17 protein-coding genes are annotated in these 18,746 nt (G+C 72.1%); 9 read left to right on the top strand and 8 right to left on the bottom strand.

Translation table 11 applies throughout. The annotated features are described in order from the left end of the window. Positions 1-70: 70 nt before the first annotated feature. Positions 71-2,512 (bottom strand): GcvT family protein, encoded by a 2,442-nt coding sequence (locus FHX44_RS36470; RefSeq protein ID WP_170309185.1) that lies wholly within the window; start codon positions 2,510-2,512, stop codon positions 71-73. A gap of 53 nt (positions 2,513-2,565) precedes the next feature. On the opposite strand from FHX44_RS36470, the gene FHX44_RS36465 reads away from it, so the two are divergent. The 4 genes from FHX44_RS36465 (at position 2,566) to FHX44_RS36450 (ending at position 8,392) form a co-directional block, all read left to right on the top strand. Continuing rightward, the gene (locus tag FHX44_RS36465; RefSeq protein WP_212612811.1) at positions 2,566-3,489 is read left to right on the top strand and encodes a choline kinase family protein; all 924 of its coding nucleotides are present in this window, start codon (positions 2,566-2,568) and stop codon (positions 3,487-3,489) included. 36 nt (positions 3,490-3,525) lie between these two features. After that, complete coding sequence (locus tag FHX44_RS42955; RefSeq protein WP_246170784.1) at positions 3,526-6,219, top strand: amino acid permease; 2,694 nt, start codon at positions 3,526-3,528, stop codon at positions 6,217-6,219. Positions 6,220-6,318: 99 nt separating this feature from the next. Beyond that, a complete protein-coding gene (locus FHX44_RS36455) occupies positions 6,319-7,662 on the top strand; it encodes a glutamine synthetase family protein (RefSeq protein WP_170309354.1) in 1,344 nt (447 codons plus the stop codon). Then, positions 7,643-8,392, top strand: coding sequence for a gamma-glutamyl-gamma-aminobutyrate hydrolase family protein (locus tag FHX44_RS36450; protein WP_147259922.1), 750 nt, complete (start codon positions 7,643-7,645; stop codon positions 8,390-8,392). Before FHX44_RS36455 ends, FHX44_RS36450 begins: the two co-directional genes overlap by 20 nt. A gap of 7 nt (positions 8,393-8,399) precedes the next feature. Here the strand turns inward: FHX44_RS36450 and sigJ are convergent, their stop codons facing one another. Further along, complete coding sequence (sigJ, locus tag FHX44_RS36445) at positions 8,400-9,305, bottom strand: RNA polymerase sigma factor SigJ (protein WP_147259921.1); 906 nt, start codon at positions 9,303-9,305, stop codon at positions 8,400-8,402. Between the two features lie 145 nt (positions 9,306-9,450). On the opposite strand from sigJ, the gene FHX44_RS36440 reads away from it, so the two are divergent. Together FHX44_RS36440 and FHX44_RS36435 are read left to right on the top strand one after the other, a co-directional pair. Beyond that, the gene (locus FHX44_RS36440; RefSeq protein WP_246170783.1) at positions 9,451-9,810 is read left to right on the top strand and encodes a nuclear transport factor 2 family protein; all 360 of its coding nucleotides are present in this window, start codon (positions 9,451-9,453) and stop codon (positions 9,808-9,810) included. A gap of 157 nt (positions 9,811-9,967) precedes the next feature. Beyond that, positions 9,968-10,735, top strand: a complete 768-nt coding sequence (locus FHX44_RS36435) for a 3-oxoacyl-ACP reductase (RefSeq protein ID WP_147259920.1) — start codon at positions 9,968-9,970, stop codon at positions 10,733-10,735. Positions 10,736-11,005: 270 nt separating this feature from the next. Here the strand turns inward: FHX44_RS36435 and FHX44_RS36430 are convergent, their stop codons facing one another. Next, positions 11,006-11,419, bottom strand: coding sequence for an MmcQ/YjbR family DNA-binding protein (locus FHX44_RS36430; RefSeq protein WP_246170782.1), 414 nt, complete (start codon positions 11,417-11,419; stop codon positions 11,006-11,008). Next, on the bottom strand, positions 11,412-13,682 hold the full coding sequence (locus tag FHX44_RS36425; RefSeq protein ID WP_147261752.1) for an ATP-binding domain-containing protein: 2,271 nt from the start codon (positions 13,680-13,682) through the stop codon (positions 11,412-11,414). Before FHX44_RS36425 ends, FHX44_RS36430 begins: the two co-directional genes overlap by 8 nt. Before the next feature lie 227 nt (positions 13,683-13,909). Between FHX44_RS36425 and FHX44_RS36420 the strand changes: the two genes are divergently transcribed. Together FHX44_RS36420 and FHX44_RS36415 are read left to right on the top strand one after the other, a co-directional pair. Beyond that, a complete protein-coding gene (locus tag FHX44_RS36420; RefSeq protein ID WP_147259919.1) occupies positions 13,910-14,680 on the top strand; it encodes an RNA polymerase sigma factor SigF in 771 nt (256 codons plus the stop codon). A 28-nt stretch (positions 14,681-14,708) separates the two neighbouring features. Then, positions 14,709-15,218 (top strand): SRPBCC family protein, encoded by a 510-nt coding sequence (locus FHX44_RS36415; protein WP_147259918.1) that lies wholly within the window; start codon positions 14,709-14,711, stop codon positions 15,216-15,218. 14 nt (positions 15,219-15,232) lie between these two features. Here FHX44_RS36415 and FHX44_RS36410 read toward each other — a convergent pair whose 3' ends face one another. Further along, positions 15,233-15,850, bottom strand: coding sequence for a DUF6328 family protein (locus tag FHX44_RS36410; protein ID WP_147259917.1), 618 nt, complete (start codon positions 15,848-15,850; stop codon positions 15,233-15,235). A gap of 81 nt (positions 15,851-15,931) precedes the next feature. After that, complete coding sequence (locus FHX44_RS36405; RefSeq protein WP_147259916.1) at positions 15,932-16,510, bottom strand: type 1 glutamine amidotransferase domain-containing protein; 579 nt, start codon at positions 16,508-16,510, stop codon at positions 15,932-15,934. Positions 16,511-16,590: 80 nt separating this feature from the next. Here FHX44_RS36405 and FHX44_RS36400 point away from each other — a divergent pair, with 80 nt between their 5' ends. Then, a complete protein-coding gene (locus FHX44_RS36400) occupies positions 16,591-17,235 on the top strand; it encodes an SDR family NAD(P)-dependent oxidoreductase (RefSeq protein WP_170309184.1) in 645 nt (214 codons plus the stop codon). 6 nt (positions 17,236-17,241) lie between these two features. On the opposite strand, the gene FHX44_RS36395 is transcribed toward FHX44_RS36400, so the two are convergent. Together FHX44_RS36395 and FHX44_RS36390 are read right to left on the bottom strand one after the other, a co-directional pair. After that, the gene (locus FHX44_RS36395; protein WP_147259915.1) at positions 17,242-18,309 is read right to left on the bottom strand and encodes a DNA topoisomerase IB; all 1,068 of its coding nucleotides are present in this window, start codon (positions 18,307-18,309) and stop codon (positions 17,242-17,244) included. 72 nt (positions 18,310-18,381) lie between these two features. Continuing rightward, positions 18,382-18,741, bottom strand: a complete 360-nt coding sequence (locus tag FHX44_RS36390) for a TraR/DksA family transcriptional regulator (RefSeq protein WP_147259914.1) — start codon at positions 18,739-18,741, stop codon at positions 18,382-18,384. Positions 18,742-18,746 lie beyond the last annotated feature (5 nt).

Genomic DNA, 18,746 nt, shown 5'->3' with positions numbered 1-18,746 from the left:
CGACGCCGCCCATCGTTACGCCTGGTGCCGACTTCTTCTACAATTAGTACACCCGGGTGAAGATCGGCGATCACGCGCGGATGCGCTCGCCCCTCGGGTCGTAGAGCGGGCTCGGGGCCACCGCCGCGCGTTCCCACGTGCCGTCCACCTGCACCGACAGCTCGGTTCCCTCGGCGGTCCCTGCCGGCAGGTAGGCGTAGGCGATGGACCGGGCCACCGTGTAGCCGTAGCCCCCGGAGGTCACCTGCCCCACCACCTCGCCGCCCAGGCGCACCGGTTCCCCGCCGAGCGCCACGGCGCGCGGGTCGTCGAGCACGAGGCAGCGCAGGGTGCGGGCGAGCCCTCGCTCGCGGGCCGCGAGGAGGGCCGCACGCCCGACGAACTCCCCCTCCTTGCGCACGGCGAAGGCGAGCCCGGCCTCGTCGGGCGTCGTCTCGGGGGTGATGTCGGCCCCCCACACCCGGTAGCCCTTCTCCAGCCGCAGGCTCTCGATCGCCCGGTAGCCGCACGGCCGGGCCCCGGTGTCGGCGAGCGTGCGCCACAGGGCGGCGCCGAACTCGGTGGAGCAGTACAGCTCCCACCCCAGCTCGCCCACGAACGTCACGCGCACGGCGCGCACGGGGATGTCGCCCACGGTCGTCTCCTGCATGGTGCCGAACGGGAAGTCGGCACTTCCGAGCGACGCGGGGGTGAGCGGGGCGAGCAGCTCCCGCGCCTGCGGGCCCCACAGCCCGAAGCACGCCTCGGCGCCCGTGACGTCGGCGAGCCGCACCGACGCGCCGGTCAACCTCGCCTGTCGGCGCAGCCAGCCGAGGTCGTGCGTGCCGAAGGCGGTGCCGGTCACCACGAGGAACTCGTCCTCGGCGAGCCGGGTGAGCGTGACGTCCATCTCGATGCCGCCCCGGTCGTTCAGCGCCTGGGTGTAGACCACGGCCCCCGGCGCCCGGTCCACCCGCCCGGCGAAGACGTGCGCGCAGAACGCGGCCGCGTCCGTACCGCTGATCGAGATCTTGGCGAACGAGCTCTCGTCGAACAGCCCCGCCGCCTCGCGCACGGCCCGGTGCTCGGGCTCCACGCAGGGCGACCAGTGCCGGCCCGCCCATCCCCGCGGACGCAGCTGCTCGGATCCCGCGTCCGAATAGTGGTTCACCCGCTCCCACCCGGCCTTCTCGCCGAACACGGCTCCGTGCGCGGCGTGCCACGAGTAGGCGGGTGACGTGCGCAGCGGGCGACCCGCCGAGCGTTCCGCCGCCGGGTAGCGGATGTCGTAGTAGCTCTCGTAGTTCTCGACCGTCCGCACGAGGGTGTAGCCGGGCGAGCGGTAGTGACGGCCGAAGCGGCGCACGTCCATGTGCCACAGGTCCATGCCCGGGTCGCCGTCGAGGACCCAGTCGGCCATCACCCGCCCGATCCCGCCGGCGCCCGCGATGCCGTGCGCGCAGAACCCCGCGGCGACGAAGAAGCCCGCGACGTCGGTCTCCCCCAGGCAGAACTCGTTGTCCGGCGTGAACGCCTCCGGCCCGTTGATCATCGTCGTGATCCCGGTGTCGGCCAGCACGGGGACCCGGACCTGCGCGTTCTCGATGATCTCGGAGAACCGGTCCCAGTCCGGCGACAGCAGCTTGCCGTTGAAGTCCGCCGGCACGGCATCGTAGGAACGCGCACTGGCCGTCCACGGAGCCGACTGCCGCTCGTAGCCGCCCATGACGAGGCCGTCCACCTCCTGGCGGTAGTAGACGAGCAGGTCGGGGTCGCGCAGCGAGGGCAGCGGCCGGTCGGCCGGCATGGATCCCACCGGTAGCGGCGCCGTGACGACGTACTGGTGCGACATCGGCACCACCGGGATCCGGACCCCCGCGAGCCGGCCGATCTCGGCCGCGAACATCCCTCCGCAGTCGACGACGATCTCGCACTCGACGTCGCCCTGATCCGTTCGTACGCCGCTGACCTGGCCTTTTGCGATGTTGATCCCGACGACACGGGTTCGTTGTGCGATCGTGACCCCGTTCGCCCTGGCCAGGGCCGCGAGGGCGTAGCACAGCCGCGACGGGTCCACGTGCCCGTCCGTCGGCGTGTACGCCGCGCCGAGCACGCCATCCGTGCTCATCAGCGGAAACAGCTCCCGCGCCTCCTCGGCGGAGATCAACTCCAGGGGCAGCCCGGACCGGGCCGCCCACCCCGCCTGACGGCGGATCTCCTCGAGGCGCTCGGGCGAGGACGCGAGCCGCAACGACCCCGACTCGACCCACCCCGGAGCGTGCTCGCCACCGCCTGCCTCGAGCTTGCGGTACAGCTCGGCGGAGTACACGTTCATCCTGGTCAGAGCGGGATCCGAGCGCAGCTGCCCGACGAGACCCGCCGAGTGGAACGTCGATCCACTGGTCAGCTCGGAGCGCTCGAGCAACAGGACATCCCGCTCGCCACGCTCCGCGAGGTGGTAGGCCACACTGGCGCCGCCCACCCCTCCACCGATGATCACGATGCGGGCACGGGTGGGCAACACATCTGGCATGACCCGCACCTTACGGTCTAGACCGTATTTGACGCGACTTCTACCATCCCCCAGTGGAGTTGACCACGACCGTGCTCGATCCGGACCTCGACGCGCTGCTCGACACGATTCCGTGCACCGCGCGACACCCGCGCACCGTCGTCGATCTCCCTGGTGGGCTCACCAATCGCAACCTCAAGGTCACCAACGCCGACGGCACGTGTGTGGTGCGCATCCCCGCCGGCGGGAAGAGCCTGCTGGGCATCGATCGTGATGTCGAGCACGCCAACTCGGTGGCGGCGGCCGAGGCCGGGGTGGGCGCCCCGGTGCTGCACTACCGGCCCGGCGAGGGTCTCGCCGTCGGCTTCCTGTGCGGCAGGGCGCTGAGCGACGCCGACCTGCACCGCCCGGATGTCCTGCAGCGCGTGGCGGCCGCGTGCCGGCAGCTGCACGCCGGACCGCGATTCGTCAACGACTTCGACATGTTCGAGGTGCAGGCCCGGTACCGGCGGATCGTCGCCGAGCACGGATTCCGCCTCCCGGAGCGCTACGACGAGTTCGCGCCGATGGTCGCCCGGATCCGCGAGGCGCTGGGGCCCCGCACCGACACGGTGCCCTGCAACAACGACCTGCTCGCCGAGAACCTGCTCGACGACGGCGAGCGCGTGCGGATCATCGACTACGAGTACTCGGGCAACAACGACCCGTGTTTCGAGCTCGGCAACATCTGGAGCGAGGCGACGCTGCCGCTCCCCCTGCTCGACGAGCTCGTCACGGCCTACTACGGGCGCCCCCGCCCGCGACAGGTCGCACGGGCGCGCCTGTTCGCCCTGATGTCGCAGTACGGCTGGACACTCTGGGCGGCCATCCAGCACGGCTCCAGCCCTCTGGACTTCGACTTCTGGTCCTGGGGCATGGAGAAGTACGACCGCGCCGTCGCGGCGTTCGACGGGCCCGACCTCGAGCAGCTGCTCGAGGCGGCCTCCCAACCCGAATAACCCACGATCCACCCCCCGAACCACCGAGGAGCCCCCGTGGCCGCCACCGAGGGTGCCCAGCGCACCGACGACGAAGCGATCCTGCATCGCCTCGGCTACGCCCAAGTGCTGTACAGAGAGATGGGCGGGTTCTCCAACTTCGCCATCTCGTTCACCATCATCTCGATCCTCGCCGGCTGTCTGACCTCGTACTACATCGCCTTCAACAACGGTGGCCCGGTCGCCATCACGTGGGGCTGGCTGCTCGTCGGTGTGTTCTGCGTGCTCGTCGCCATGGCGATGGGTGAGATCGCCTCCGCGATGCCCACCGCGGGCGCGCTGTACTTCTGGGCCTCCAAGCTCGGCGGGCCGGCGTGGGGGTGGTTCACCGGCTGGTTCAACCTCGTCGGACAGATCGCGGTCACCGCAGCCATCCAGTACGGCTCCGCGATCTTCACAACGGCTCTGCTCAACCTGTGGTTCCCGAGTCTCGTCGGCACCGACACCGGCGCGATCTTCATCGCGTTCACGGTGATCGTCGCTCTGCAGCTCGGGCTGAACCTGCTCAACGTCAACCTCCTCGCCCGGCTCAACACGATCTCGGCGTGGTGGCACATGGCCGGCGTCGTCGTGATCGTCGGCATCCTGATCCTGGTTCCGGACACCCACCAGTCCGCCGGCTTCGTGTTCGGCGAGGTGATCAACAACTCCGGCTTCTCCGACTCGGCCGTCTGGTTCGTCTTCGGCCTCGGGCTGCTGATGTCGCAGTACACGATCACCGGCTACGACGCCTCGGCGCACATGAGCGAGGAGACGCGGCAGGCGTCGCGGTCAGCGGCACTGGGCATGGTGATGGCCGTCGTCGCCTCGGTGGTCTTCGGCTTCATCCTGCTGGTCGCGGTGACGTTCGCGGTGCCGGACGTGGAGGGCACCCTCGACGCCGCCGGCAACGCCGTGGTCTACATCTGGACCGAGTCCCTCGGCGAGGCCTGGGCGGAGTTCCTGCTGCTCATCGCCGTGGTCGCGCAGATGTTCTGCGGCACCGCGTCGGTGACGTCGGCGTCCCGGATGATGTTCGCGTTCTCCCGCGACCGGGCCGTGCCCTTCTCCACCCTGTGGCGCAAGGTCGCGGCCAACCGCGTGCCGGTCAACGCCGTCACCGCGATCTCGGTGCTCTCCTGGGCCCTGATGATCCCCACGCTCGCCAACGGCGTGGTCGGTTACGCGGTCGGCACCTCGATCGCGGTGATCGGCCTCTACATCGCGTTCGCGCTGCCGATCATCCTGCGCATCAAGGCGGGCGACTCGTTCGAGCACGGCGCCTGGAGCCTCGGCAACCACTACAAGTGGATCTCCCCCATCGCGGTCGTCTGGATCGCGCTGGTGTGCGTGCTGTTCCTGATGCCGATCTCGCCCAACGGCATTCCCGGCGCGGAGGAGTTCGCCTGGGAGTCGGTGAACTACGCCCCGATCACCGTGTTCGGCGCGCTGGTCCTCTTCGGCGGCTGGTACCTGCTCTCGGCCCGCAACTGGTTCACCGGTCCGGTCCGCGAAGCCGGCACCGAAGAGGAGCTGATGAACATCGAGAAGCAGCTCGACGTCGAGGCGCACCGCACGACCGGCCCCGGTGCCGCGACGGCGGCCGCCGGTGCGGCCGGCACCACCACGGCGGTGGCGGTTGCCGAGAAGGTCGAGGTGGACGCCGACAAGGACACCACCAAGGACACCACCAAGGACACCGACAAGGACGCCCCGGACGACACCGAGAAGGTCACGGCGACGGAGGCCGGCAGCTCCGACGCGGCCGACGACGAGGCCGATGGCAAGGCGGGGAGCGCCGAGACCGGGGAAGCCGCCGGCAAGTCCGGTGACGGTCCGGGGGACGACGCCGGGAACGACAACCCCGGGGGCCCGGCCACCGACACGGCCGCCGCGGACGAGGCCGAGAAGAAGGCCGACGACGACAAGGCCGATGACCCGGCCGGTGGCCAGGCCGACGACAAGGCCGACCCCGGCGAAGCGGCACCCGCGGCCGTGGCCGACACCGAGGCCGCCGAGACCGAGGCCGCCGAGACCGAGGCCGCCAACACCGAGGCCGCCAACACCGAGGCCGCCAACACCGAGGCCGCCAACACCGAGGCCGCGGACGACAAGGCAGTCGACGACAAGGCAGTCGACGACAAGGCAGTCGACGACAAGGCAGTCGACGACAAGGCAGTCGACGACAAGGCAGTCGACGACAAGGCAGTCGACGACAAGGCAGTCGACGACAAGGCAGTCGACGACAAGGCAGTCGACGACAAGGCAGTCGACGACAAGGCAGTCGACGACAAGGCAGTCGACGACAAGGCAGTCGACACCGAGGCCGCCGACGCTCAGATCGCCGATGAGGGCGAGGTGGGCACCCGGGCCGAGACCGAGCCCGCGGCGGCCACCGGTCCGGCTGCCCCCGCGGTCGTCGTGGCCGACGCGGAGCCGGAGCCGGAGCCCGTGACCGACGGCACGGCCGACGCGGCCGAGCCGGCCAGGGCCGAGATCAGCCCCGAGGTCAGGGCCGAGCTCAAGGAGGAGCTGAAGGCCGAGCTCAAGGCCGAGCTTCTCGCGGAGCTGCGGGCCGAGGTCGCCGCCAACGGCCGGACCGGACGGAGCGGCACGGGTACCCGGAGCCGGTCCAAGTCCGGCTCATCGGCCAACGGCAAGGCCACCGCCGGAACCGACCCGGAGCCCGAGCCCGAGACACCAGCGAAGTAAGCGTAAGAATGGACGAACGGCACTCCCGCCGGTGCAGCCGGAGCGGGAGTGCCGTTCGTCGTGATCGCCCCCGGAAGGACATCCATGGCTCGCCCCGGCATGCTCACCCTCGAGGAGCTGCGCACGTCCGTCGACGACGGCGCGATCGACACCGTCCTCCTCGCGTTCACCGACATGCAGGGCCGCCTGCAGGGCAAGCGCTGCGCCGCGCAGTACTTCCTCGACGAGGTGGTGCCGCACGCCGCGGAGGCGTGCAACTACCTGCTCGCGGTCGACGTGGAGATGAACACCGTCGACGGCTACGCCATGTCGAGCTGGGAACGCGGCTACGGCGACTTCGTGCTGGTGCCGGACATGCCCACGCTCCGCCTTGTGCCCTGGCACGAGGCCACCGCGCTCGTGCTGTGCGACGTGCAGTGGAGCGACGGCGCGCCCGTCGTCGCGTCCCCGCGGCAGATCCTGCGCGCGCAGCTGGACCGGCTCGCGGCACACGGGCTCGCCGCCGACGTGGGCACCGAGCTGGAGTTCATGCTGTTCGCCGACTCGTTCGACACGGCGTGGCGCAAGGCCTACCACGGCCTCGAACCGGCGAACCTCTACAACGTCGACTACTCGATGCTCGGCACCTCCCGGGTGGAGCCGCTGCTGCGGCGCATCCGCAACGGGATGGCCGGTGCGGGCATGGTCGTGGAGTCGGCCAAGGGCGAGTGCAACCTCGGCCAGCACGAGATCGCGTTCCGCTACGCCGACGCGCTCACCACCTGCGACAACCACTCGATCTACAAGACGGGCGCCAAGGAGATCGCCGACCAGTCCGGCATGGCGTTGACCTTCATGGCCAAGTACGACCAGCGCGAGGGCAACTCCTGCCACATCCACATCTCCCTGCGGGGCGAGGACGGCCCGGTGTCCGCAGGCGACGGCGAGCACGGCTTCTCGAAGCTGTTCTCGCACTTCCTCGCCGGCCAGCAGGCGTGCCTGCGCGAGCTGACCTACCTCTTCGCGCCGAACATCAACTCCTACAAGCGCTACGCCGAGGGCAGCTTCGCCCCCACCGCCGTCGAGTGGGGTCTGGACAACCGCACGTGCGCGTTGCGGGTGGTCGGGCACGGCCCGTCGCTGCGGGTGGAGAACCGCGTGCCCGGCGGGGACGTCAACCCCTACCTGGCGGTGGCGGCGCTGATCGCGGCCGGCCTGCACGGCATCGAGAACGCGCTGCCGCTCTCCCCGCCGTACGCCGGCAACGCCTACCAGTCCGGGGGCTCCCGCGTGCCGACGACGCTGCGCGATGCGGCGGAGCTCTTCGCCGGTTCCAAGGTGGCCGAGGCCGCGTTCGGCACCGAGGTGGTGGAGCACTACACGAACGCCGCACGCGTGGAGCTGGCGGCCTTCGACGTCGCGGTCACCGACTGGGAGCGCAGGCGTGGCTTCGAACGGCTCTGATCCCCACAGCCCCGATCCGGCCGCCGGGCCGCGCCCCGTCATCGGGGTCACCGCGTACGGGGAGCGCGCGAGCTACGGCGTCTGGGACCACGAGGCCGTGCTGCTGCCCCGCACCTACCCGGACGTCGTGATCGCGGCGGGCGGGGTGCCGGTGCTGCTCCCGCCGGTTCCGGAGTCGGCGGCCGCGGTGGACCGCCTCGACGCCGTCGTGCTCGCGGGAGGTCCGGACGTCGGACCCGACCGCTACGGCGCATCCCCGCACCCCCGCACCGGGCAGCCGCGCCCGGAGCGCGACGCGGCCGAGCTCGCGGTGCTGCGCCGAGCCCTCGATCGCGGGATCCCGGTGCTCGGCGTGTGCCGGGGCGCGCAGGTCCTCAACGTCGGGCTCGGCGGCACGCTCGTGCAGCACGTGCCCGACGTCGTCGGCCACCCCGGGCACAACCCCTCCCCCGGCGTCTTCGGCACGACCGAGGTCACGCTGGAGGCCGGCAGCCGGGTGGGCGCTGCCCTCGGCCGGGCGGCGAGCGTGCGCTGTCACCACCACCAGGCCCTCGACCGCCTGGCGGACGGGCTCGTCGTGACCGGCCGGGCCGCCGACGGTCTCGTGGAAGCGGTCGAGCTCGCAGGCTCCCCGTTCGTGGTCGGCGTCCAGTGGCACCCCGAGGAGGACGCCACCGACGTCCGGCTCATGGCGGCGCTGGTCACCGCGGCCGCAACGGCGCGGCGCTGACGGTACGTCAGGCGCCCGCCGTCCAGGGGCGCAGCTTCTCGGGGTTGCGTATCGCCCAGATGTGCGTGATCCGCCCGTCCGCCACGGCGAAGGCGTACACCGTGACGGTGACGCCGTTCAGCCGGCCGACCAGACCGGGCTGGCCGTTGACCGTGCTCTCCACGAGCGTCATGTCGGACAGTCGGGCGGCGATCTCGACGCAGGCGCGCGCGACCCGCTCGCCGCCTTCGAGCGGGCGGAGCTCGGCGCTGGCGAGGCCGCCACCGTCGGCGATCGCGGTGGCGTCCGGGTCGAGGAGGCCGATGAGGGCGCGGATGTCCTTGGCCTCCCACGCCCGCTTGAAGTCCCTGACGACGCGAGCCTGCTCGGCCGCCGGGCTCGCGGGAGCCCGTGCCGCGCGAATGCGGCGGCGGGCCGAGGATGCCAGCTTCCGGCATGCCGCAGGCGTCCGGCCGACGATCTCGGCGACGTCGGCGAAGGGGTAGCGGAAGACGTCGTGGAGGATGAACGCCACGCGTTCGGCGGGGGTCATCGACTCGAGCACGACGAGGAACGCCATGTTGACCGACTCGTCGAGGGTGACCCGGTCGGCGGGGTCGGCGGTGGCACCCGGCCGCCCGGTGCCCCACTCCGTCGGTTCGGGCAGCGGCTCGGGGATCCATTCACCCACGTAGCGCTCTCGCCGGGCGCGCGCCGAGCCGAGCAGGTCGAGGCAGATGCGGCCGGCGACCGTCGTCAGCCACGCACCCGGTGCCGCGATGGCCGCCCGCTGCTGCGCGGACAGGGCGTACCAGCGGGTGTAGGTCTCCTGGACGGCGTCCTCGGCCTCGGCGAGCGAACCCAGCAGCCGGTACGCGAGGTTGATCAGCTGGCGACGCTCGCTCATGATCGCGCTCAGGCCTGGTTCGCTCATGGTGCCGGCGGCTCCCTCGGTCGCACGTCTGCCCTCACCACTTCGACGACACGGCACGCCGAACTGTGAGGCCACCCGGCGCCTCACACCCGGACGGTCCACGTCGTCGTACTGCGGAGGAACACCGGCGGCAAGGAGGCAACGGATGGACGACGTTCGCACGATCGCGGACCGGGTCGAGATCGAGGCGCTGCGCGGCGAGTTCAGCGATGCGGTGATGATGCGCGACTACGACCGCATCGCGTCGCTGTTCACGCCGGACGGCGTGCTGCGGATGCCCGACATCCCGGTCGAGCTCACCGGCCCGGACGAGATCCGGGCCTGGGGCGGGCAGGTGCGGGCCCACGTGGAGTTCCTGGTGCAGAACACGCACCCGGGCATCATCCGGCTCGACGGCGACACCGCGACCGGCCGCGCGCACATGTCGGAGGTCGGGCGAGCCCGCGATGGCAGGCAGGGGCTCAACTTCGCCATCTACCACGACCGCTACCCGGCGCACCGGTGACGGCTGGAGGTTCACCGAGCGCGTCTACGAGATCAGGTACGAGGACACCACTCCGTTGACGGGCTCCGCACGCGTCGCGCCTGCGAGCGGGCACCGGTAGACCGCAGTCGAGATCCACCGGGAAGGGCCCGGAACGGCGCGTTCTAGGCTCGCCCCCATGACGGAACGGTTCTCCGGCCGCACGGCGGTCGTGACGGGTGGCGGCAGCGGCATCGGGCTCGCCACGGTGCGCCGGCTCGCCTCCGAGGGGGCGCGCGTGGTGGTCGCCGACATCGACCCCGGCCCCGGCAAGGCCGCCGCCGACGAGGTGGGCGGGCTCTTCGTGCAGACGGACGTCACGTCGGAGACGCAGGTCGAGGAACTCTTCACCGCGGCCGTCGACACCTACGGCAGCGTGGACGTCGCGTTCAACAACGCCGGAATCTCCCCGCCCGAGGACGACTCCATCCTCGAGACCGGCCTCGACGCCTGGCGGCGGGTCCAGGAGGTCAACCTCACCTCGGTGTTCCTGTGCTGCAAGGCGGTGATCCCGCACATGCAGCGCCAGGGGCGCGGCGCGATCGTCAACACCGCGTCGTTCGTGGCGGTGATGGGCGCCGCGACCTCCCAGATCTCCTACACCGCCTCCAAGGGCGGGGTGCTCGCGATGACCCGGGAGCTGGGCGTGCAGTTCGCCCGCGAGGGCATCCGGGTCAACGCCCTGTGCCCCGGGCCGGTCGACACCCCGCTGCTGCAGGAGCTCTTCGCCGCCGACCCCGAGCGCGCCCAGCGCCGCCTGGTGCACATCCCGATGGGCCGCTTCGCCCGCGCCGAGGAGATCGCGTCCACGGTGGCGTTCCTCGCCAGCGACGACGCCAGCTTCATCACCGCCTCCACCTTCCTCGTGGACGGCGGCATCTCCGGGGCGTACGTGACGCCGATGTAGGCCATCGGCCTCGCGCCGGGTCGAGCACCTTGCCGCAGGGAGTACGGTCGGCGGCCCTCATCCCAGCGGTTTGTCGGCCGAAGGGGGCGAGACGACTGTGTCGGCGGAGCAGAACCGAGCGGCGCTCGACGCTGCGGTTGCAGCCTGGAACAGACGGTGATGCGACTCCGCGCCGGCCGCGTGGTGGAACGCTGGACGGTGGCGGATCGGCTCGGCCTGATGATCCAGCTCGGAGCCGTTCCCGCCCCGGGCAGCTGAGGCTCACACCACTCAGCTGCCCGGGGTGTGGTCGAGCCGGGCGACGAGCTTCCTCGGTGCGACCTGCCGGTAGGCGTCGGCGATCACCTCGCCGATCTCGTCCCAGTCCGGCCCACCGGGCCCGGCGTCGAGCCGCATCCCCACCCAGTCGCGGCCGCCGAAACGGGGCTCGAAGAAGCGGTCCGGCGCGGCAGCGGTCAGCTCCTGCCGCGCCCCGGGCGGCGCCGCCGCCCAGATCGCCACCTCCGGCAGGTCGAGCTGGGGGTGGTCGTCCGGATCGACGAACTTCACGAACGACCGCCGCCCGCGCACGAACCAGGTGGGTGCTCCGTGGGTGAGGCCCTCGGTCACCTCGGGCAGGGCCATGCAGCGCACGCGCACCCCGGACAGCAGGGCCGCGGCCGGCGGCGGCAGAGCCTCAGGCACCGTCGCGCAGCTTGCGCAGCATCGCCGGGAGCGGTTCGGCGTGCACCACCGCGAGCCGCTGCGTGGCGCGGGTGAGGGCGACGTAGAGGTCGCCACCCCCGCGCGGTGACTCGGCGAGCAGCTCGGCGGGCTCCACCACGATCACGGCGTCGAACTCGAGACCCTTGGCGGCCGAGACCGGCAGCACCACCACGGGAGCGGTGAGGTCCACCTCCGTGGGGTCCTGGCCGTCCTGGCCGTCCTGGTCGCCGCCGCCGAGCAGCCGTGTCCGCAGCCCGTCCAGCAGGCCCGCGGGCACGAGCACGGCCGTGCGTCCGTCGCCGACCGCACCGGCCTCCTCGGCGAGGACCTTCGCGACGGTGTCCTCCAGCCGGCCCTGCTGAGCGGGCACGGCGCGCGGGGGCACGCCGGTGCTGCGGACCGAGCGCGGCGGGGCGAGGTTCGGCTCGATCGAGGCGAGCACGTCGTCGGCGACGTCGGCGATCTCGGCCGGGGTCCGGTAGTTCACCGTGAGCTGTTCCAGGCGCCACCGGCGCTCGACGAACGGCGCGAGCACCTCGTCCCAGGAGCGTGCGCCGGCGAGGTCACCGGTCTGCGCGATGTCGCCCACGATCGTCATCGACCGGCTCGGACAGCGCCGCATCACCAGTCGCCACGCCATCGGCGAGAGCTCCTGCGCCTCGTCGACGATCACGTGGCCGTAGGTCCACTCGCGGTCCGCGGCGGCGCGGTCGGCGGTGGAGTCGTACCGGCGCACCTGCATCCGTTCCGCGAGCCGGTCGGCGTCGACGACGTCCGTGGCGCGCAGCAGCTCGGGGTCGAGGTCCTCCTCCAGGTCGAGGACGTCGAGCACGCCCTGCGCGTAGAGCACCTCCTCGCGCAGCGCGGCGGCCTCGCGGGCGGCGGCCTCCGAACCGTCGTCGCCGAGCAGCTCGGCGGCCTCGTCGAGCAGCGGGACGTCGGCCGGGGTCCAGCGCAGGTCGGCCGGCACGTCGTCGGCGGGCGCGGGACGGTAGAGCAGCTCACGGTCGGCGGCCGGCAGCCGGCGGGCGACCGTGTTCAGCCGCTTGCGGTCGGCGAACAGGTCGGTGAGCAGCTGCTCGGCCGACAGGGTCGGCCAGAGGGCGTCCAGCTCGCGGGAGAGCGCGACGCTCTCGGCGAGCTCGTCGCGGATGTCGGCCAGGTCGCCCGCGTCGAGCAGGTCGCGCCGTCCCGGGCTCGTCAAGGTGCGCGCCACCTGCTCGGCCAACAGGCGCAGGGCCTCCTTCCGGAAGATGCGCCTGGCCTCGTTGTGCGGCTTGCGGGAGCGGCGCGCCCTGGTCCGCGCGGCGTGTGCGACGTCCCGGTCGAGCCGTACCGGCTGCTGCTCCACCACGAGCTCGACCGGCCGCCGGGGCACCTGCTGGCGGTCGCGGACGGCGGCCGCGACGATCGCAGCCATCTCCACCCGGCCCTTCACCGCCGCGGTGACGGCCGGCTCGGCGCGCCGCGCGTCCAGGCCGGGGTGCAGCTGCCCCACCGTGCCGAGCACCACGCTGGTCTCGCCGAGGGAGGGCAGCACCTGCCCGATGTAGGACAGGAACGTCGGGTTGGGCCCCACCACGAGCACGCCGCGGCGCGCGAGGCGATCCCGGTGGGTGTAGAGCAGGTAGGCGGCCCGGTGCAGGGCCACCGCGGTCTTGCCGGTACCCGGGCCGCCCTGCACGACCAGCACCCCGGACGGCTTCGAGCGGATGATCGCGTCCTGCTCGGCCTGGATGGTGGCCACGATGTCCGACATCCGGCCGGTACGGCGGGCGTCGACGGCCGCGAGCAGGGCGGCCTCGCTGGTGAGGCCGCTGGACTGGGACACCGCGGTGGCGTCGTCGAGGTCCAGCACCTCGTCGTCCACGGCGATGACGTCGCGGCGGCGGGTGCGCAGGTGCCGCCGGCGGCGGATGCCCTCGGGGGACGCCGCGGTGGCCGTGTAGAACGGCCGCGCGGCCGGCGCCCGCCAGTCCATCAGGAGCGGCTCGTACTCGTTCTCCTCGTCGAGCAGGCCCAGCCGGCCGATGTAGCGGCGCTCGCCGTCCTCGACGTCGAGGCGCCCGAAGGCGAGGCCGTGCTCGGCGGCCCGCAACGCGGCGAGGCGGTCGGTGTACATGGCGGCCGCGGCGTCCCGCTCGGTGAGCGCCTGAGGCGTGCCCACCGTCTCGTCGTGCAGCACGTCCGACAGCCGCTTGGCCGTGTCGGCGCGGCGCGCGTCGAGGCGCTCGTACAACATGTGGACATAGGTGCGCTCGTACTCGATCCCGTCCTCGAGATCGCCCGCGATGCGGGCGTCCGGCACCGCGGGGGACGTGCTGTTCGACACCGGCAGATCACCTTCGCGTGCGGGAGAACGACGGCAGGGCGACTTATGAACGTACCAGCGGCCGAGTTTCCGGTCCGCAGGCCGCGGGTAGGTCTTCGCGTGCACCTCCCGGCCTTCCCGCGCGACGAGGGCGTGCGATGAGCGACACGTCCCGGGACTCCGACTACGCCCATCTCGCTCCGCTCTTCGAGGAGTTCGCGGCGTTGCCGCCCGACCACCCCGAGCGGCCGGCGTTGCGGGCCAAGCTCGTCACCGGATACCTGCCCGTCGTGCAGCACATCGCACGCCGGTTCGCCGGCCGCGGGGAACCGGTCGACGACCTCGAGCAGGCAGGCACGGTCGGGCTGCTCAACGCCGTCGACCGGTTCGAGCCCTCCCGCGGGATCGACTTCCTCTCCTACGCGGTCCCGACCATCACCGGTGAGATCCGCAGGCACTTCCGCGACCGGACCTGGTCGATGCGGGTGCCACGGCGTCTCAAGGACCTGCAGAGCGCGATCAACGGCGCGATCGGCCCGCTGTCGCAGGAGCTCGGCCGCGCCCCACGGCCCAGCGAGATCGCGGCCCGGCTCGGCCTGCCCGCCGAGGAGGTCGTGGAGGGCCTCGACGCCCAGCAGGCCTACCGCAGCAGCTCTCTCGACGAGCTGGTGGCCGGGGCCGACACGCCCCTCACCGACACGCTCGGGGACGTCGACGCCGAGCTGGACAAGGTCGAGTACCGCGAGACGCTCGCGCCGCTGCTCGACGAGCTGCCCGAGCGGGAGCGCATGATCCTGCTGCTGCGTTTCTTCGGCAACCTCACGCAGACCCAGATCGCCGACCGCGTCGGGATCTCGCAGATGCACGTGTCGCGCCTGCTGTCCCAGACGGTGGCCCAGCTGCGGCGGCGCATGACCGAGGACGGGTAGACGGGCGCTGGTCGGGTACGCCTCGGGCATGACCACCGAGGTTGTGCAGACCGTCGACGTTGCCGTGCCCGTGAGCACGGCCTACAACCAGTGGACGCAGTTCGAGTCGTTCCCGAAGTTCATGGAGGGCGTCGAACGCATCGAGCAGCTCACACCGACGCGCACGCACTGGGTCACGAAGATCGCCGGTGTCGAGCGCGAGTTCGACGCCGAGATCACCGAGCAGCACCCCGACGAGCGCGTCGCATGGCGGACCGATCGGGGCACCCATCAGTCGGGTGTCGTGACGTTCCACCGCCTCGACGACCGGAAGACGCGGATCACCCTGCAGCTCGAGCACGACCCCTCGGGGTTCGTCGAGAAGGCGGGCGACGCGCTGGGCATCGTGCAGCAGCGCGTGAAGGGCGACCTGCAGAAGTTCAAGGAGTTCATCGAGTCCCGCGGCCAGGAGGAGGGCGGCTGGCGCGGGGACGTCGGCCGCAGCCCTCAGCAGCCGCAGAGCGGTCCGGCGAACCTGCCGCGCGACCTGCCCGGGTAGGAGACCGCCGGCCCTCAGGCCGAGGAGGGCTCACGGGCCGTCGCCCGATCGTCGGGCGACGGCCCGTCGTCGTCGCCCGCGCCTCCGTCGCAGTCGTTGGGATGGGGCACCGGGTTCGGCCGCGTGCGGCGCAGCAGCGGGATCGGCAGCACGAACCACAGCAGGCACAGCACGACCATGACCGCCGCCGCGGAAGAGATCGCGAACGACAGCCCGACCGCGACGTCGAGCACGAGCAGTACGGAGCCGGTGAGCGTCAGCGCGAGCGCACCGAGGCCGAGGGTGAACAACCGGTGCCCGAGCTGCACCGTCTCCGGCTTCACCCCGCGCCGGAACGTGACGCGGTGCACGGCTGCGGGGGCGACGAAGAGCCCCGCCGTGACCACCGAGAGCAGGAGCGTGACCACGTAGGTCCAGCGCTGCGTCTCGTTCACCGAGCCGAACCGCTCGGTGAACGAGAGGGTCAGCAGGAACGCGAACAGGATCTGCACGCCGGTCTGCGCCACGCGCAGCTCCTGCAGCAGCTCGATCATGTTGCGGTCAGCACGCTGGAGCGGGCCTTCTCCACGCCCGTCGGCACGACTACCGGGGAACTGCTGCGTGCCGTTGCCGCCGGTGCGCCACTCGGTCATGGAGCATGACTACCCGATGGAGTGACGGTTGACGCAGCGCCGGGACGCGCTGTCACCCGGTCGCACCCATCCCGGTCGCGCTCACACGGTCGCGCCCTGGTCGTGCACCCGGTGCGCGCCCTCCGCGAACTCCTCCACGATCTTCGCGCAGAACGCGGGGAGGTCGTCGGGGTTGCGGCTCGAGACCAGGCCGTTGTCGGTGACGACCTCCTCGTCGACGACGTTGCCGCCGGCGTTGCGGATGTCCGTGCGCAGGCTCGGGTAGGAGGTGAGCGTCCGGCCCCGGACGAGGTCGGCCTCGACCAGGGTCCACGGGCCGTGGCAGATCACCCCGACCGGGGTGCCCGCCCGGAACGCGTCGCGCACGAAGTCGCGCACGTGCTCATCCATCCGGAGACGGTCGGCGTTGACGGTTCCGCCGGGCATGATCAGGGCGTCGTAGTCGGCGGCCTTCGCCTGCGCCGCAGTCCTGTCGACGGTGAACTTCTCGGCCGGGGTGATGTCCCCGTTCATCGCCTGGATCTCGCCCTCGGCCACCGAGACGATCTCCGTGCGGGCGCCCTCCCTGGTCACGGCGTCGCGCGGCTCGGTGAGCTCCACCTGCTCCACACCGTCCGTGGCGAGGATCGCGATGCGCTTTCCGTCCAACTTGCCAGTCATGCCCGTCGCGTACCCGTGGACGGTGCGGCTACGCACGCCCTTGACCTTGACACCGGTGTGAGGCCCTACCGTCCGCGGCCATGGCAGGTGCAGTGGTGCTGGGAGCAGGGCCGGGGATCGGCCGGTCGGTCGCGTGCAGGTTCGCCCGAGGCGGGATGCCGGTGACGGTCGTGGCGCGGTCGGAACCGACCGTGGACGCGGCCGCGGCGAGCATCCGGGCGACCGGTGCGGACGTGCTGGCGCTCGCCGCCGACGTCGCCGACGAGGATGCGCTGCGCGCCGCGCTCAGCGCCGCGGAGGAGCGGTTCGGCGTGCCGGACGTCGTCGTGTACAACGTGGCGCTCGTGCGACCGGACGCGCCCGGTGAGCTCGCCGCGGCGGACCAGCTCGCCGCGTGGTCGGTCAACGTCGTCGGCGCCCTCACCGCCGCGGCGCAGGTGCTCCCCCGGATGGCTGCCCGGGGCAGCGGCACCTTCCTGGTCACCGGCGGGATGCCGGAACCGAAGCCGGGCTACGTGAGCCTGTCGCTGGGCAAGGCGGGCGTCCGGACGCTCGCCGCGCTCCTCGACCTGCAGTACCGGGAGGCGGGCCTGCACATCGCCACCGTCACGGTCGCCGGGCCGGTCGCGCCGGGCACGGCGTGGGATCCCGACGACATCGCGGAGCACTACTGGCGGCTGCACCACCAGCCCCGGGAGACCTGGACGCACGAGGTCGTGCACTGACGCGCCTCACGCCGCGTCGGAGGCGATGAGCCGGACGACCGCCCGCTCCACCGCGGCGCGGGCGCTGTCCTCCGTCAGGTCCGGCACGGACGAACCGTTCTGGAGACTCCGCAACGCCCGCAGCACCGTGCGGCCGTCCTCGAAGCGCTCGATCACGCGTGGATCCACGTACGAGCTGCGGGCGATCGCCGGGGTGTTCCCGAGGTGGGCCGCGACGTCCTCGAGCGCGCGGTTCACGACCCGCGTACGGGCGCGTTCCTTCTCGGGCACCCCGTCCTGGGCGACCCGGGCGGCGAGGGTGACGGCGGCGAGCACGGTGGCGTTCCAGGTGCGCAGGTCCTTGCAGCTGAACTGATCACCGATCAGCTCCTTGACCGCCGCGTTGAGGTCCTCGGCCCGCACGTCGTGCCATCCGCGGCCGACGCGGTAGGCGAGCAGGTCCTCCCCTCCGCCACGGCGGCGGCGCAACGAGTTCACGATGCCGTGCAGCAGCGGGTCGCGCAGCACGAGCGTGCGCGGCACCCCGCCCTTCGCCGGGTAGGAGAACTCCACCGCGCCCTGGCGCAGCCGCACGTGCTCCCGACGCAACGTGGCGAGCCCGAACGTGCCGTCCTCGTCGTCGTCCCCGGGGGCGTACTCCTCACCGCCCGGCCGGAAGACACCGACGTCGAGCATCCGCACCCCGGCGGCGAGCACGCGATCGCGGCCGAGGCCCTTCTCCCGCAGCCGCTGCGCCAGCTCCACCCGCACCTCGGGCAGGGCCTGCCCGAGCGTGAGCACCCGCTCGTACTTCTCCCGGTCCCGGCGGCGGCGCCATTCCTCGTGGTAGCGGTACTGGCGCCGACCCGCGACGTCGATGCCGACGGCCTGGATGTGCCCGCTGTGGTCGGGGCAGATCCACACCTCCTGCCACGCGGGCGGGATGGCGAGGGACTTGATGCGGGCGATCTCGGCGGGATCGGTGATCGGGTCGCCCGCGCAGTCGTAGAAGCTCCACCCGCGCCCACGGCGGCGGCGGGAGAAGCCGGGCTCAGCCGGGTCGACCCGCACCAACTCCTCGGGTGCCTCGCTCACGCACCCCCTCTACCCGGGCGAGGGACGTGCGAACCCGGGATCGCCGCCTCGGCCGTCGGCCGGCGGGGAGCACTAGGTCACCACCGGGGTGTCCGCGTGCTCCCGGCAGGTGCGCACCTCCGGCCGGGCCTCCAGCCGCTCGTCGTCGATCTCGCGTTCGCACACGACGCACCGCCCGTACCCGCCCTCGTCCAGCCGCTCGATCGCGTCCAGGACGCGGCGGCGCTGCTCGGTGATCGTCTCGACGCTCATGCGGGCTTCCATCGTCGCGTTCACGTCGGAGCCGTAGTCGCCGGGGTGCTGGCCGAGAGCACCCTCCGGCCCGTACGGGTCCGCGGTGGTCTCGGCGCGGTTCTCCTCGGCGGCGCGCAGCCGCTCGTCGAGTGCGTCCAGCTCACCGTTCAGCAGCTGTCGGGCGCGGTCGGGATCCACGAGCG

The sequence above is a fragment of the Pseudonocardia hierapolitana genome, assembly GCF_007994075.1.
Lineage (GTDB): Bacteria > Actinomycetota > Actinomycetes > Mycobacteriales > Pseudonocardiaceae > Pseudonocardia > Pseudonocardia hierapolitana.
This window is presented reverse-complemented; position numbering and strand designations above follow the sequence as displayed.